Source organism: Caballeronia arvi (assembly GCF_001544695.2).
GTDB lineage: Bacteria > Pseudomonadota > Gammaproteobacteria > Burkholderiales > Burkholderiaceae > Caballeronia > Caballeronia arvi.
The window spans coordinates 1-13,448 of the sequence record NZ_FCOM02000104.1 but is presented as its reverse complement, the minus strand read 5'-3'; the positions used below and the strand labels follow the sequence as shown (position 1 = coordinate 13,448).

Here is a 13,448-nt window from a genome sequence, read left to right as displayed (position 1 = left end):
TAACGATCTCGTCCTGCTTCACGGGGTGGGGGAATTTACGCGCCCATAAGTAGGGGAAGTTGAACTGCCCGCCGGGGCGCATTTCCCAGATAGCGAGGAACGTCTTCAGCAAGTTGAGATCCACCGTCGCCATGTTCACCTGTTTCATCGCTCCCCTCTTTGGTTCGGTTCAGGGGGAAACCCTGATCAGTGCATGAAGCATACTGCAGCAAAGGGCTCATGTGCCGGCGGCGATCGCCCGCTGGAAGCAGGACACGGCGCGTTTGGGGTGGGTCCATCAAGTCTGCGAATAGCCGGAATGAACCGAACGAATTTGACGGTCGATTTACTGCTGCTTATGGTGAATTGCATCACACCCAACGTCAGTTCACTAAAGATTCATGACTGGACTGGTCCTGGCCCATATTCCCCTTGATCGAAGAGCCGATGAGTACTCAAAGCATAGAAACCAACAGCCATGCCGGTGGCGCGCGGCGCCCCAGTGTGATACGTGCAGTTGCGACGTCGGTAATAGGCCAGATCCTTGAGTGGTACGACTTCTTCCTTTACGGGACCGCTGCAGCCCTTGTGTTCGGCAAAGCCTTCTTCCCGATTGGCACGGATCCGTTGACGGGAACAATCGCGGCATACGGTGGGCTGGCTTTAGGTTTCGGTGCCCGTCCGCTCGGTGGCATCCTGTCCGGTCACCTCGGAGACCGCTTCGGCCGGAAGATGGTTATGACGCTTACGCTTACGGGTATGGGCGTCGCTACTTTCCTGATGGGTCTGCTTCCGACGTACGACAGGATCGGATTGTGGGCGCCGATCCTACTTGTCGCCCTTCGCTTAGTGCAGGGGCTCGCCGCAGGCGGGGAGTGGAGCGGGAGTATTCTGCTCATAAGCGAAAACGTGCCTGCGAGTAAGCGCGGTCGGCTAGCGGCGTGGAGCCCTTGCGGCGCCTCTATCGGCTTTGTTCTGTCGACAGGGGTCTTCATGCTCATGCAGGAAATTGCCGGGAGCGAGTTCCTCTCTTGGGGATGGCGTGTCCCATTCCTGCTTAGCGCTCTGCTAATTGGCGTTGGCTGGTATCTTCGCGTCCACATGGACGAGAGCGTTGAGTTCAAGGAGTCCACAAAGCGAGCCGGTGCTGCAAATGCACCGCTGATCGAGGTACTCAAATCTCATCCGCACGCAATTTTGCAGGTCTTCGGGCTGCGATTTGGCGAAGGCGGCGCCTCTTGGATCTTTTTCGCGTTCACCATCGCTTACGGAAAGTTTCTAGGCCTTTCGAGTTCGCTTGTCTTGGGCGGTTTGACGTTCTCAATGGCAGCTATTGTTCCGGTCTCTCTGTTCGCTGGATACCTTTGTGACAAGCTGGGACGCAAGCCGGTCTATTTAACGGGATCAGTTGGAGTAGTGCTTTTTGCATGGCCATTTTTTGAAATGCTAAACACTCGCGAGCCATGGATGGTCGTGTTCGCCTTGATAATCGCGAACAGCCTGATTCTCGGCATCTTGGAGGGGTCTCAGCCAGCGTTGATCAGTGAGCTATTCCCAGCTCGCCTCAGGTACTCCGGGCTCGGGATAGGTCGTGAGTTGGCTTCCGTTGCAGGGGGAGGATTAGCCCCGATGATCGCGACGGGCCTCCTTGCACATTTTCGCTCGTCGTGGCCCATTGCGTGGTATCTCGGAGTTCTCGGTCTTGTGACTGTCATCACTACTTGCCTGACGAGAGAGACATATCCTGCATCGGAAAGAGCAGCGGATAGAGCCGCGGAGGCACGGGACTAGTGCAGTGCGTCGTTGAATTAGCGCCCCGTTTACGTTTAGATATGGGTCATGGGCAAAATGAATCTGACCGAGATCGAACGCGAGCAACTGCTGCCGGCGCCGCGCAGCCGAACGGTGCGTGCGGCGGACGTACGACGCGCGATGTTGATCCTGATGCTCGAGGACGGCGAATCGCGCGACAGTATCATGCGCACCGCTGGGTTGCGGCTCGCGTTTCATCGCACGCTGGTCGGGGCGCTTTCTTAGCGAGCGACTGTCCGGTGTGTACGCCCGGCACTCCGGGCGTACTCCCAAGCAGCCGCCGGCGCCACTTGAGGCGCGGGTGCTCAACCTTACTCTCAAGCGCAAACCCGCCGACGGCTCGACAGACTTGAGTAGCTACAAGCTTGCGGCAGAGCTCAGCGACGTGTCGGTCTCGGCCGTGCAGCGGCTCTCCAACGACCAGACTTCGAGGCCACGGCGGCCGACGTAATCGGGCTTTACCTGAACCCGCCGGCGCACGCAGCCCTGTTCTGTGTGGACGAGACTACGATTCAGGCCCTCGACCGCAAGGAACCGGATGCTGCCGCTGTCGCCGGGGCTCGCCGAGAGTCACGGCTTCGAGTACAAGCGCAACGGCAAGCTGAGCTTCTTCGCGGCGTTCGATACTGCGACCGGAGAAGTGTTTCGCAAGACGGTGCTGCGCCAAACAAGCGAACCGTTCGTAGCCTTTCTGACCGATGTCGCGCCAGTGAACCCAAACGCAGAGAAATCCACGTCAGCTGTGACAATCAGCAGCAAAACGGAGCGGGTCGCCGATTCCTCAACGCTCATCGCCACATACGTCTGTACTTCACGCCGACCTACTCGTCGCGGCTCAACCAAGTGGAAAACTGGTTCTCGCGCATCCAGCATGATGTGACGCCCGCGGCATCTTCACTTCGGTTAAAGACCTGGATCGCAAATTCATGCACTACATCAGTGAGCACAGCAGCACAGCAAAAATCCGAAGCGGATCAAATGGAAGTATGACGATCCTTCACGCAGGATCCGCCCGGTGCTAAATCAATGACGCCGTCGACTAGGTCGTGGCGAAGAGCTCGAATGGCCAATGGAATAGGTGAGCGGTGCCCGGGCGACTGTTGATACAGCCGGCGCTAACCTGTTAGTTGTCCTGGCGGGATGACTGACAGGTCCTTGCCTCTGGGCAGCCACCAATGCAGCAAGCCGTCGTTTTTGCCACAAATAGGGTGTGCCATGGACCGCGCGGATCACGACAACGACCTTTCCATAACGCGGTGATGCGTTTTTTATCTCTCCAGGTTTCCTCCTTGCGTAGGCCGCCGAAGAAGCTTCGACGTAGCGCTTCGGCAATATAAACTGGTGCGACGTAGAGACGTGAGAGCGCTGATACGTCGGGTACACGTCGTTCTTCGCCATGGGCAGTAATCTGCTGGACGGCTGGAGCTGGAACCCCTGCGAGGGCTGTGGTAGATCATTGGTGAAGTCGCCTTCCCAATGTCCCGCACAGTGGTAGCACTTCCACTCCGAGCGGCGGTATGTACCTTTGTACTGACCTGGTAGCTGTTGCGCGCTCTGTCAGCGTGGTATGCGGCATGGCCACATGCGCGAACTGCAATCGTGGCGCAGCAAGCGATGCGCCGCGCGGCCGGGCGAATGATAGCCGCGCGGATGGTTAGACGCGATCACCGGAGTTGGGTAGCGCGATACGTCAGGTTTCGTATGCCGAATCCAAATTGCGTTGATCGTTTCGAACCGGGCATCGCGCATAAGGTGCACAGCATGGCGGCGCCCGGCAGCAGGAAATTCTGCCGCGCTAGATCACTGCTCATGGTGCCGTGCCGTGCGAAGAAGTGTTGTCTTCTCACTGTGAGGTCGCCCGCCTTGGGGTGCCGAAGGGGCAAACGTCTGGAGGGGCCGTCCCCGGGGGACTGGCCGACCCATGAAACATGGACTGATGGATCGCGTCCACCCCTTAACGCGACGCTCGAAGTAGTGATGGCACTACGATTCCAACCAGTCAGACACCTTGCCAAGCCGATCGATCAGGGATAGGGAGCTGATGGCGCGACTCCTGCGAACAAAGCTCCGGCGCTGTCGTAGGTACCCTCATTCAGAGCGGCATGCTGAGTGACAACCATCGCGTCACGCGCAAGCCACTGCAGGCGGTTGGTGTTAAAGATGGCTGTGGTACCGCCCAATTTGAACGCCTGCTGAACGACCGCCGAGCACATGTGAGCGGCATTAGTGGCGCTCAGTCGAAGTAAGTTCGCTTCTTGAGGCGAGACAGGATCGCCTTTGAGGATGGTCTCCCACGCCGCCTCGATCGCATCATAAAAGAACGCCCTTGAACTGTGGTACATGGCCTCGCACTTTGCGAGATCAATCCGAAAATAGGGCCGATCGGCTAGCCGCGGCGCCCCTGTCAAAGTCTTCTTTCCACCCCCCATATCGATAATGAGATCGAGCGCGGCCCGAGCGAGTCCAAGGTTGACCGACGCGTGCACTTGCCCCTGGAATGCGACCGTAGGATAGCGATACAAAGGCTCGTCGATCGTGGAAGGCGCACCGCGGACAAACGTCCACTCATGCGGAACGTATTTGTCCTCTACCACCAGATCGTGACTGCCTGTGGCTTGCATGCCGACGACGTTCCAGTTGTCCACGATCGTAACGTCTCGGGCGGGGAGGACAGCGGCTAGTGGCTTTCCAGCATTCGGACCCGTCTCGGCGCCGCCGATACCGACATTCAGCCAATCTGCGCCCTTGCATCCACTTGCGAACCGCCACCGTCCGTTGACCCGCCAGCCCCCTTCAACGGGGGTTGCGGGCTGCACGGGGTATAGGCCGCCTCCGTTCACTTGGTCCGGCCCATCCGCGTAAATGATAGCTTGTGTCTCCACGGGTAGCGCGGCGAGATAGGTATTGGAGGATCCGAACGCCGCGACCCATCCGGTGGAGCCATCCGCCGACGAAATGCGTTCGAGAACGCGTAGAAAATCTGCAGGCGGCATGCCGCTACCTCCGAACCGCATAGGGGTGTAGGCGCGGAAGATACCGATCTTCTTCAACTTGTCAATGATGTCGCGCGGCACGTGCGAAAGGCGCGTGAACTCTTCGCGCCTAGCCGCTATTTCAGTGATAACACTGTCGAGGGTAACGACGGCATCTTCAACAGTGACAGTTGAGTCGCGTGTTGGAATCTGGTCTACGGCCGCATTCACGTTCTAGTCTCCGATTAGCTAAAGAGGAAGCGCTCGGGCGACCCGAGCACATTTGCACAGGATGGAAGGCAAAGGCGCATTCGGCAACTGACTTTTGTTCATAGCCACCATTTGCTTGATGAATGTTGAGGCCTGGCCATGGGACGGAGGTGCAGCGGCTGTTCTTGAACAGGGGTGAGCAACTGAGTTTTGCAAGCAGTAGTGTTAATCCGTCCCCCGAGCGGCGACTCTGTCAACGACTGATTCGGTCTGTGCATGTTGCCGATTCAAGATAAGAATTGGCCTTTCGGCGCAGCCGGCTCTAGAGTTGGGCTAACACTCCAACAGGGCGACATCTCATGACTACCCTTCTGTGCTCAACCGCCTTTCGTGAGGCAATGTCACTGCTTTCAGCAGCCGTCAACGTTATTACCACCGACGGCCCGCATGGCCGGTATGGCATGACGGCAAGTGCCGTTTGCTCTGTTACCGACACGCCTCCGACATTACTGATTTGTGTGAATCAAAAGAGCCTGACCCATCAGGCGCTAATCAGCAATGGCAAGGCCTGCGTCAATGTCCTGCCGGCCGACCATGAAGAGCTTGCTCGACGGTTCGCGGGAATGGGTGGGGTGAACCTTCACGATCGGTTCAGCGGGCAGACATGGCAAGAAGGTCCGGGTGGCCAGCCCATGCTGGAGGATGCATTGGCAAGCCTTGAAGGCGTCGTTAGGGAGCGAAGAGAGGTCGGATCGCACTCCGTTATTTTCCTGGAAGTTCATGCTGTACGGCAAAGAAGTGACGGCGATGCGCTGACCTACTTCGGGCGCAGTTTCCACCGTCTTGAGCGCACCGCACGCAGCGCTTAAAGATTCTCCGCCCTTTCGACAGCATTGGCTAAGTGAGAAAATGAATTTCTGCGTTTTCCTGTCGGCTGAAAGTAGCAACGCTAGTGAGTTCGACTCATGCATGGCGGCTCAAAAGCTAACCGAACTTTTTAGACGTGATTCCCCCTCAGCAGGCGTCGTCCTCCATGCTCCTGCCTCGCTGTCCTCTCGGGATCCTTACTTAGAAGCGGAAGCGCCGCCCATATGTGTTGTTCAATTCTACTTTGACTCGATTGAAAGCATGGAGTCAGAACTGACGACCGCAGGAAAGATCCAGGAATATGCTTACTGGCTCGAAAAGAGATCGACCGGTGAAGTAACGTGCAGACACCAGGCGATGGCTGTCAGATCGTATAGGGCACCAGCATGTGCCCTCAACGCGTCGGCGTTAAGCCCGCATACGTATCTAGTGCAGTATGACGGTTCTGCTGAAGATAACGCCGTCTGGTTGACGCGATACGTCGCTCAGCATCCGCCGATTATGGTGACGCTGCCAGGTGCATACTCGGTAGAAGTATGCAGCCGGATTGACTATTGCAGTTCGCTGGATATGTCGAGAATGCATTCGCTTCAGCGTAACAAGGTCGTCTTCATCGATGCCGACGCACTCGAGAAATCGCTGAACTCGACCGTTCGCCATGAGCTGAGACGAGATTTTGAATCTTTGCCTGCCTTCGATGGGCGTGCGCCCCACTTCCCGATGCAGAGCACGTACATACGTTAGTAGTGGAGAGCGCAGTACTCAGGTGTCAGACACAACCGTACAGAAAAGAGGAATTCATGGAAAACAAGCCGTCGCGGCAGGAGTTCGATGCGTTGAAATTGGCTGTCAATGTTCTTCAGGCTGAAGCCGACATCCGTCGGATCATGGGCCGCTACAACATGCTTTGTGATGTGCCGCTTCCCGAGCAGGGGCATGATCTGGAAAGTCGCATCGGGGTCATTCTCGAACTCTTCAGTGATGACGCCACTTGGGAGGGAGTCGGTGGGACGCACGAACAGCAATTTGGAAAGAGTGTCGGACGTGAACAACTGACGCAACATTTCCGGCGCTTCTTTGGTCCGGGTGACAACAAGATGGTGCTTAACGTCCATTACTTGACGTCTGAGCAGATCCATGTCTATGGAGAAGATGCGGACGGACAATGGGTTCATTTCCAGCCATGGGTCTTCGATGATGGATCCTCGTTTCTCCGCTCAAGTCGTACGAATAATAACTTTAAGTTAGTCAACGGCGTATGGAAGATGAGCCATTACCGAACTGAGAACATCTTCGTCGCCCCACTACAGAGCGGATGGGCGACCAAAATGCTGACCGAGACTGTTCTCATGAAACGTCAAAATTGAATCCCAGGCAGAGCTCGAGGAACTCTGGCGGCCCATCTGCTACTCAGCGGGCCGCACGATGTTGGAACGACCGCTCGAAACCGAGTGCAACTCGCGACTCGCCTTCGGGGAAGCGTATTCCGTGAACACTCCAGCGAGAAGCCGGCGCGCCTATGTGAATAGCTGACCTAGCGACGCATCATATTTTTCGCGGACTACCTTTGAAGCTTGTGGATTGGCAGAGGGGCGTTGTGCATTAGGAATACTCGCGGCGGCGGCTTTCGACGCTCTTGACTTAAGCTGCAGCTTTACAGCGGCCTCAATAGTTCCATGTGCGCGGGGGCGTCTTGGGCATACCGGCCCGTGACATAGGGTGACAAATGTGCGAACGCTAGCGTACTGAGTTTGGACACCTAAGGGGTCTGTGTCGTTGTGATGCGTCGTGATTCGCATGGTCCGTCAATAACGCTTTCATGCTTCGCTGATCGCCGCAAGGGGCTGCGCCGGTAGGTTCGCGTGTGTGCATCGTGTATGCATCGACTTCATTATCGCAATGAACCTTCATTGCGTCATTCATCTGGACAACCGGCTAATGGGATATGCACGTATGAGACTTGCCATGGCAACTTCTCTGTCACTACTTGCAGTTGCGGGTATCGCGCACGCACAAAGCGCGGTAGCGCTGTACGGCATCGTCGACGATGGCTTTAATTGGATTTCGAACTCCGGCGGCCACAATCTATACAACATGTCGAGCGGTGTAATGCAGGCGAGCCGCTGGGGTGTAAGAGGCAGGGAGGACCTTGGTGGCGGGCTGGCTGCGCAATTCGTCTTGGAGAACGGGCTCGATCTCAACAGCGGCTCACTTGCGCAAAAGAATCGCGGCAGCACGCAAGGCTTGATGTTTGGTCGCCAGGCCTATCTGGGCTTGTCCAACGCCTACGGCACCGCATTGCTCGGCCGTCAATATGACTCAGTCGTCGACTATGTGGGGCCGTTCGAGTCCGGCACTCAGTGGGCGGGATACATCGGCGCGCACCCGGGCGATCTCGATAATCTAAACAACGCATATCGCGTGAACAACGCGATCAAGCTTTCGAGTAAGTCATACTACGGAATCACGTTCGGGGGCGTCTATAGCTTGGGTGGTGTGGCGGGCGCAGTGACGCGCAACCAGCTGTGGTCTCTCGGGGCGGGCTACTCAAACGGTCCACTTGCGCTAGGCGTCGGATACTTGAACTCGCGCAATCCCAACGTCGGCTTCTTCGACGACAACGGCGCAAGCACGCCGCCCACCGCAAGCGCGACCTTTATCTCGTCGCCAGTATATAGCGGCTATGCATCGGCGCGCACCTATCAGGTAATCGCGACGGGCGTGGCATACGCATTCGGACAGGCCACACTCGGGGCGACATACTCCAACGTGCAATTCAAGAATCTCGGCGATACGGTGAACTCCGGTCCTAATCCACGCGGCTACACCGGCAATGCAATCTTCAACAACGTTGAAGTCAACTTCAAATACCAGTTCACGCCTGCGCTCGTGGTCGGTGCGGCGTTCGATTACACGAAAGGCAGCGACGTCGATTCGGCCACTGCCAACAATCCGGGCGCGAAGTACTACCAGGGCGCGCTCGGCGCCGATTATTTCCTGTCGAAGCGCACGGACGTCTATCTGATCGGCGTGTACCAGAAGGTATCCGGCACCGATTCTACGGGCACGGCGGCAGTCGCGGCTATCAACAATCTCACGCCGTCGACGAGCGATCGTCAAAGCACGGTCCGCATGGGTATCCGCCACAAATTTTGAAGCGATTGATGGAGCCGTTCCTGGCAGCCGTGGCAACGAACATGTTTGCGCTTCGTGACCGCTTTTCCACGATAGCTGATAACCGGCGTCGGCTTGCGATCGTTATTTGTTGCCGAGAGGGATGCGTCATTCCCTGGGCGTCGCGCTCGATGGCCCAGCGCTCGGCCCCTGCTAACACTTTAATGCGATTGTGTTTTGGCTTTTGGAGGCTCAGAGATGATCCGACATATTGTGATGTGGCAAGTTCGTGGCGACACGCCCGCCGAACGTCTAGCAGCTTCGAACTTTATAAAAGAACGGTTCGAAAGCTTGCGAGGTCGGATTCCCGGCATGCACCACCTTGAAGTCGGACTTGGTCACAGCTTCGACTGCGCTTGCGACGCAGTGCTCGTGACCGAGTTCGACTCGCAGGAGGCGCTGGACGGATATGCCTTTCATCCGGATCATTTGCGCGTGCGCAACGAACTCGGTGATCTGCGTACAGCAAGGTTTCAGGTCGACTACGAAGCCTACCCCGACGCCAATCCGAACCATCCAGCGGAGCACTCTTATGCAAAAGCGTGAGTTTGTCTATCAGGCACGAGCGGGCAGGGTCGTGTTCGGTCCGGGCAGCTTGCAGCACCTCGAACGGGAAGTGCTTGAGCTAAACTCCGAAAGAGCGCTTATTCTGTGCAGTCCGGAACAGAAGGAAACTGGCGAGGCCGTCGCCGCCCGTCTTGGCAAGCGCGCAGCCGCGGTCTTCGACCGCGCGATCATGCATGTCCCGCTCGAGTTGGCCAAGGAGGCGCGGGAGCTTGCGCGGGAACTGCATGCCGACTGTGCAATCGCAGTCGGTGGCGGCTCGACAATTGGCCTCGGTAAGGCGATCGCACTTGATTCGGACCTTCCGATTCTGGCTGTACCGACGACTTACGCGGGTAGCGAAATGACGCCGATCTACGGCATCACCGACGCTGGCCTTAAGAAGACCGGCACGGATCTGCGCGTTTTGCCGAGAACCGTCATTTACGATCCAAACCTGACGATCTCTTTGCCGGTCGGGCTTTCCGTGACGAGCGGGATTAATGCAATCGCGCATGCGGCGGAGGCGCTGTATTCGCGTGACGCAAATCCAATCACGAGCCTGTTGGCAGAGGAGGGGATCGCGGCCCTTGCTCGCGCGTTGCCGGCCATCGTCGCCGATCCCGAAGATGTTGAGGCGCGTTCGGATGCTTTGTACGGAGGGTGGTTGTGTGGCACGGTGCTGGGCAGTGTCGGCATGGCGCTTCATCACAAGCTTTGTCACACGCTCGGCGGCAGCTTCAATCTTCCGCACGCACAAACGCACACGATCGTCTTGCCCCACGCGCTCGCCTACAACCGGCAGGCCGCGCCGGAGGCGATGCACCGAATTGCACGCGCCCTCGGCTCGGGGGATGCTGCCTTGGGAATCTTCGAACTGGCTAAGCACTGCGGCGCACCGCTTGCGCTAAAAGACGTCGGGATGTCAGTCGGCGATGTTCCAAAAGCTGCTGACATTGCCAGTTCAAATCCCTACTGGAACCCGCGTCCGATTGAACGTGAAGCTCTTCTCGCGTTGCTACAGGATGCTTTCGAAGGCGCTGCGCCGCGTACGACGGCAGGATCGACATGTCAAGCGGCGATCCGCGTCTGTCCGAAAAGGTGATCCGCCTGATCGACTCGACCGAGGCGCTGAGCGCCATCGGCTTCCTGCTCTGACGTCGTACGTGCCTCGCGTGGTTGTCGATCGTCTCTCACTGACCTCCGCGATGCGCGCTCTATTCATTCGCCACGCTTATGCCCACACTCGAAGTCTATCTGCCTCAAGGTCACGCCGACGAACGTAAGGCATCGCTCATTCAAGGGCTTACGCAAGCGACTGTTGACGCGATCGGTGCGCCGGCTGAATCCGTGCGTATTCTGCTGTCGGAGTTGCCCGCATCCAACAGCGGCTTTGGCGGCAAACTTAGCGCGACGGGAATGCCCGTCATCATCGCGATTCTGATTGCTGGCCGCACGGACACGCAGAAAGAAGCGCTGATCGCGCATCTGTCGGAGACCAGCGCCTCCGTGCTGAATGTACCCTTGCAGTCTACCCGCGTGATGATCAAAGACATCCCCAACACCGATTTCGGTTTGGGCGGCAAGACCGCTCGCGCCTTAGGCCGATAAGTCGGAGCCGGGCGATTTGGCTCGGGAAAACAACGCCATGACCGATACTCGAAACCTGCCACTGCGCGTGCTCTTTTGCTGCGGTACCACGCAGATTTCTTCGATTTGCCGCGTGAGCGAATCGGCGAAGCGTGGCACGCGTACGGCAACATGCTCAATGCGTCGAAGCCATGGCAAGCCTACGGGTGCTGGGTGTCATGGATGACGACCGGCTCGTCGTCGGCAGTGCCGAAGGCGCACCGTGGACCTTCTACATCATGGCGGACGTCGCCGACTTCGACACCGCCGTTGCGGTCTGCAATTTGTAACTCGACGCCCGTGGGCGACTACAGCCTTTGGCGCTACGGAAAGATAGAAGCGCGGGTGGGCCGCGCGCTGAGCGTCCCGCCACTGCGACTAACCATGCAAGAATCTATGACGGACAAGATCATCGAGAGCCTGCAGGCGCGTTTGGACCTGCTCGAAGCGCAGAACGCAGTGTGCAAAACCATCGCCCGATACATGGCGCTCTCTGATGTGCCGGCACGCGCACTGGAAGGTGAATCGCTGGTGGCGCTTTTCAGCGATGACGCAGTCTGGGAAGGCATCGGTCCGCCGTACGCGGAGAAATTCGGCCGCTTGCGGGGGCCGAACGCTATCGTCGCGATGCTGCAACGCTACCTGCCGCCCACGCCGCACTTCGCGACCAACGTCCACTTCCTGACGGGCGAGCATATCGACGTGCAGGGCGATACGGCGAAAGGCCGCTGGATCATGTTGCAGGCGTCCGGATATATTGATGCAAACGCCGAACTCATCTCGGCGCGGCTCGATGTGGATTTCACTCCGTCGCCGCACGATGAAGACGCCTGGCTGATTCGTCACTTCCGCACCGAACGCCTTTTCGGCGCGCCCTGGCAAATCAACCCAGCGCAAGGAGTCCGTGCATGAGCGCCTTTTCGCAGGCATTCGACCTCGCGACGCAGGCCGCCGCGGATGCGCCCACTATCGCGATCAAGGACAGTATCGACATAGCCGGCTATCCGACGACCGCGGCTAGCCGCGCGCTCGCCGATGCGCCGCCCGCGCCGCGCCACGCGCAAGTCGTGCAGCGTCTACTGGATGCGGGCTGGCGTATTACCGGGAAGGCGAACATGCACGAGCTCGCGTTCGGCATGACAGGGATCAACGACTTCAGCGGCACGCCCGTCAACCCGCAAGATCCAATGCGCATTCCCGGCGGTTCGTCGAGCGGCTCAGCATCGGCGGTGGGCCTCGGCTTCGTCGATGCCGCGCTCGGCACCGATACAGGCGGATCGGTCCGCTGTCCCGCGGCATGCTGCGGCGTAATCGGGCTGAAGCCGACCTTCGGGCGCGTGTCGCGTGAAGGTGTGGCGCCGCGTCAGACATCGCTTGACTGTGTCGGCCCGTTTGCACGGGAGATGAACACGGTCATCGACGTGATGCTTGCAATCGATCCATCATTCCAGAGCGGCCGTGCGCGCCGCGACGTGACGGGGATACGCGTCGCGTTGCCCGAAGTGCAAGCCGACGGTGAGATCCGCGACGCAGTGGCGACGGCGGTCGCGCGTAGCGGACTTCCGTCGCGCGCGGTACGGCTCGAATCCATTCAGGATGCGTTCACGGCCGGTCTTGCCGTCATCAACGCCGAGACGTGGCGCGCGTTCGGTCATCTCGTCGATAGCGGGAAGCTTGGCCCGGACATTCTGGCGCGTTTGATCGCCGCCGCGAACACGCCGGGTACCGAGCTCGATGCGGCCGAGCGCATACGTCGGGACTTCACGGACGAGCTCGATCGCGTGCTGGGAGACTCGGATGTCCTCATTCTTCCGACCATGCCATCACTGCCGATCAAGATCGAGGCCGCGCGCGCGGGCACGTCGGTGATCGCAATGTCGTCGCTGATACGGCCTTTCAACCTGAGCGGACATCCGGCGTTGACATTCCCGGTTCCAATCGACGGAACGTCGCTGAGGGCTGGATTGCAGATCGTCGGCCGCAAAGGAGATGACGAGACGGTTTGCGCCGTCGCGGCATACATTGAGGCAATGCTCGCTCGCCCTGCAGAAGGAAAGAGCTGACATCATGACAAAGAGAGTCGTGTTCGTGACCGGCGCCGCGCGGTTGGGCTAAGCGGTGACGCGTCGCTTCCATCTTGCCGGCTACAACGTCGCGCTGGGCGATACCACCCTGGGAGGAGGCCCTAGTGCATTGCATCATTGAATTGGCACCCCAAGTGTGTTCAGATGCAGGTCATGGGCAAAATGAATCTGACCGAGA

13 protein-coding genes and 2 pseudogenes are annotated in these 13,448 nt (G+C 58.4%); 14 read left to right on the top strand and 1 reads right to left on the bottom strand.

What is annotated here, in order from left to right; genetic code table 11:
* Nucleotides 1-426: 426 nt before the first annotated feature.
* The 3 genes from AWB74_RS41725 to AWB74_RS48865 all read left to right on the top strand — a co-directional run bounded on the left by AWB74_RS41725 (nucleotide 427) and on the right by AWB74_RS48865 (nucleotide 2,781).
* A complete protein-coding gene (locus tag AWB74_RS41725) occupies nucleotides 427-1,770 on the top strand; it encodes an MFS transporter (protein WP_061152383.1) in 1,344 nt (447 codons plus the stop codon).
* 48 nt (nucleotides 1,771-1,818) lie between these two features.
* Complete coding sequence (locus AWB74_RS48870; RefSeq protein WP_087039520.1) at nucleotides 1,819-2,016, top strand: hypothetical protein; 198 nt, start codon at nucleotides 1,819-1,821, stop codon at nucleotides 2,014-2,016.
* Nucleotides 2,017-2,286: 270 nt separating this feature from the next.
* Nucleotides 2,287-2,781, top strand: a complete 495-nt coding sequence (locus tag AWB74_RS48865) for a transposase (RefSeq protein WP_160110386.1) — start codon at nucleotides 2,287-2,289, stop codon at nucleotides 2,779-2,781.
* Between the two features lie 1,034 nt (nucleotides 2,782-3,815).
* On the opposite strand, the gene AWB74_RS41710 is transcribed toward AWB74_RS48865, so the two are convergent.
* Nucleotides 3,816-4,973 (bottom strand): acyl-CoA dehydrogenase family protein, encoded by a 1,158-nt coding sequence (locus tag AWB74_RS41710; protein WP_235024907.1) that lies wholly within the window; start codon nucleotides 4,971-4,973, stop codon nucleotides 3,816-3,818.
* Between the two features lie 359 nt (nucleotides 4,974-5,332).
* On the opposite strand from AWB74_RS41710, the gene AWB74_RS41705 reads away from it, so the two are divergent.
* From AWB74_RS41705 to AWB74_RS41660, 11 genes and pseudogenes are all read left to right on the top strand, one after another.
* Nucleotides 5,333-5,842 (top strand): flavin reductase, encoded by a 510-nt coding sequence (locus tag AWB74_RS41705; protein ID WP_096032046.1) that lies wholly within the window; start codon nucleotides 5,333-5,335, stop codon nucleotides 5,840-5,842.
* Between the two features lie 259 nt (nucleotides 5,843-6,101).
* Nucleotides 6,102-6,584 (top strand): hypothetical protein, encoded by a 483-nt coding sequence (locus AWB74_RS41700; protein WP_061152378.1) that lies wholly within the window; start codon nucleotides 6,102-6,104, stop codon nucleotides 6,582-6,584.
* Between the two features lie 56 nt (nucleotides 6,585-6,640).
* Nucleotides 6,641-7,207 carry a nuclear transport factor 2 family protein gene (locus AWB74_RS41695; RefSeq protein WP_061152382.1) on the top strand — a complete coding sequence of 189 codons (567 nt, stop codon included), beginning with the start codon at nucleotides 6,641-6,643 and terminating at the stop codon, nucleotides 7,205-7,207.
* Between the two features lie 586 nt (nucleotides 7,208-7,793).
* Nucleotides 7,794-8,996, top strand: coding sequence for a porin (locus tag AWB74_RS41690; protein WP_061152377.1), 1,203 nt, complete (start codon nucleotides 7,794-7,796; stop codon nucleotides 8,994-8,996).
* Nucleotides 8,997-9,212: 216 nt separating this feature from the next.
* Nucleotides 9,213-9,560, top strand: a complete 348-nt coding sequence (locus tag AWB74_RS41685; protein WP_061152376.1) for a Dabb family protein — start codon at nucleotides 9,213-9,215, stop codon at nucleotides 9,558-9,560.
* Nucleotides 9,547-10,662 carry a maleylacetate reductase gene (locus AWB74_RS41680; protein WP_061152375.1) on the top strand — a complete coding sequence of 372 codons (1,116 nt, stop codon included), beginning with the start codon at nucleotides 9,547-9,549 and terminating at the stop codon, nucleotides 10,660-10,662. Before AWB74_RS41685 ends, AWB74_RS41680 begins: the two co-directional genes overlap by 14 nt.
* A pseudogene (locus tag AWB74_RS49095) lies at nucleotides 10,629-10,715 on the top strand (aromatic-ring-hydroxylating dioxygenase subunit beta); the annotation flags it as partial. The gene AWB74_RS41680 and the pseudogene AWB74_RS49095, both read left to right, overlap by 34 nt.
* 78 nt (nucleotides 10,716-10,793) lie before the next feature.
* Nucleotides 10,794-11,168, top strand: a complete 375-nt coding sequence (locus AWB74_RS41675) for a tautomerase family protein (protein ID WP_061152374.1) — start codon at nucleotides 10,794-10,796, stop codon at nucleotides 11,166-11,168.
* 37 nt (nucleotides 11,169-11,205) lie between these two features.
* Nucleotides 11,206-11,558 (top strand): annotated as a pseudogene (locus AWB74_RS41670) (hypothetical protein); the annotation flags it as partial.
* Nucleotides 11,559-11,582: 24 nt separating this feature from the next.
* Complete coding sequence (locus tag AWB74_RS41665) at nucleotides 11,583-12,098, top strand: nuclear transport factor 2 family protein (protein ID WP_061152381.1); 516 nt, start codon at nucleotides 11,583-11,585, stop codon at nucleotides 12,096-12,098.
* On the top strand, nucleotides 12,095-13,249 hold the full coding sequence (locus AWB74_RS41660) for an amidase (RefSeq protein WP_061152373.1): 1,155 nt from the start codon (nucleotides 12,095-12,097) through the stop codon (nucleotides 13,247-13,249). The genes AWB74_RS41665 and AWB74_RS41660 overlap by 4 nt, the downstream gene beginning before the upstream one ends.
* Nucleotides 13,250-13,448: the final 199 nt, after the last annotated feature.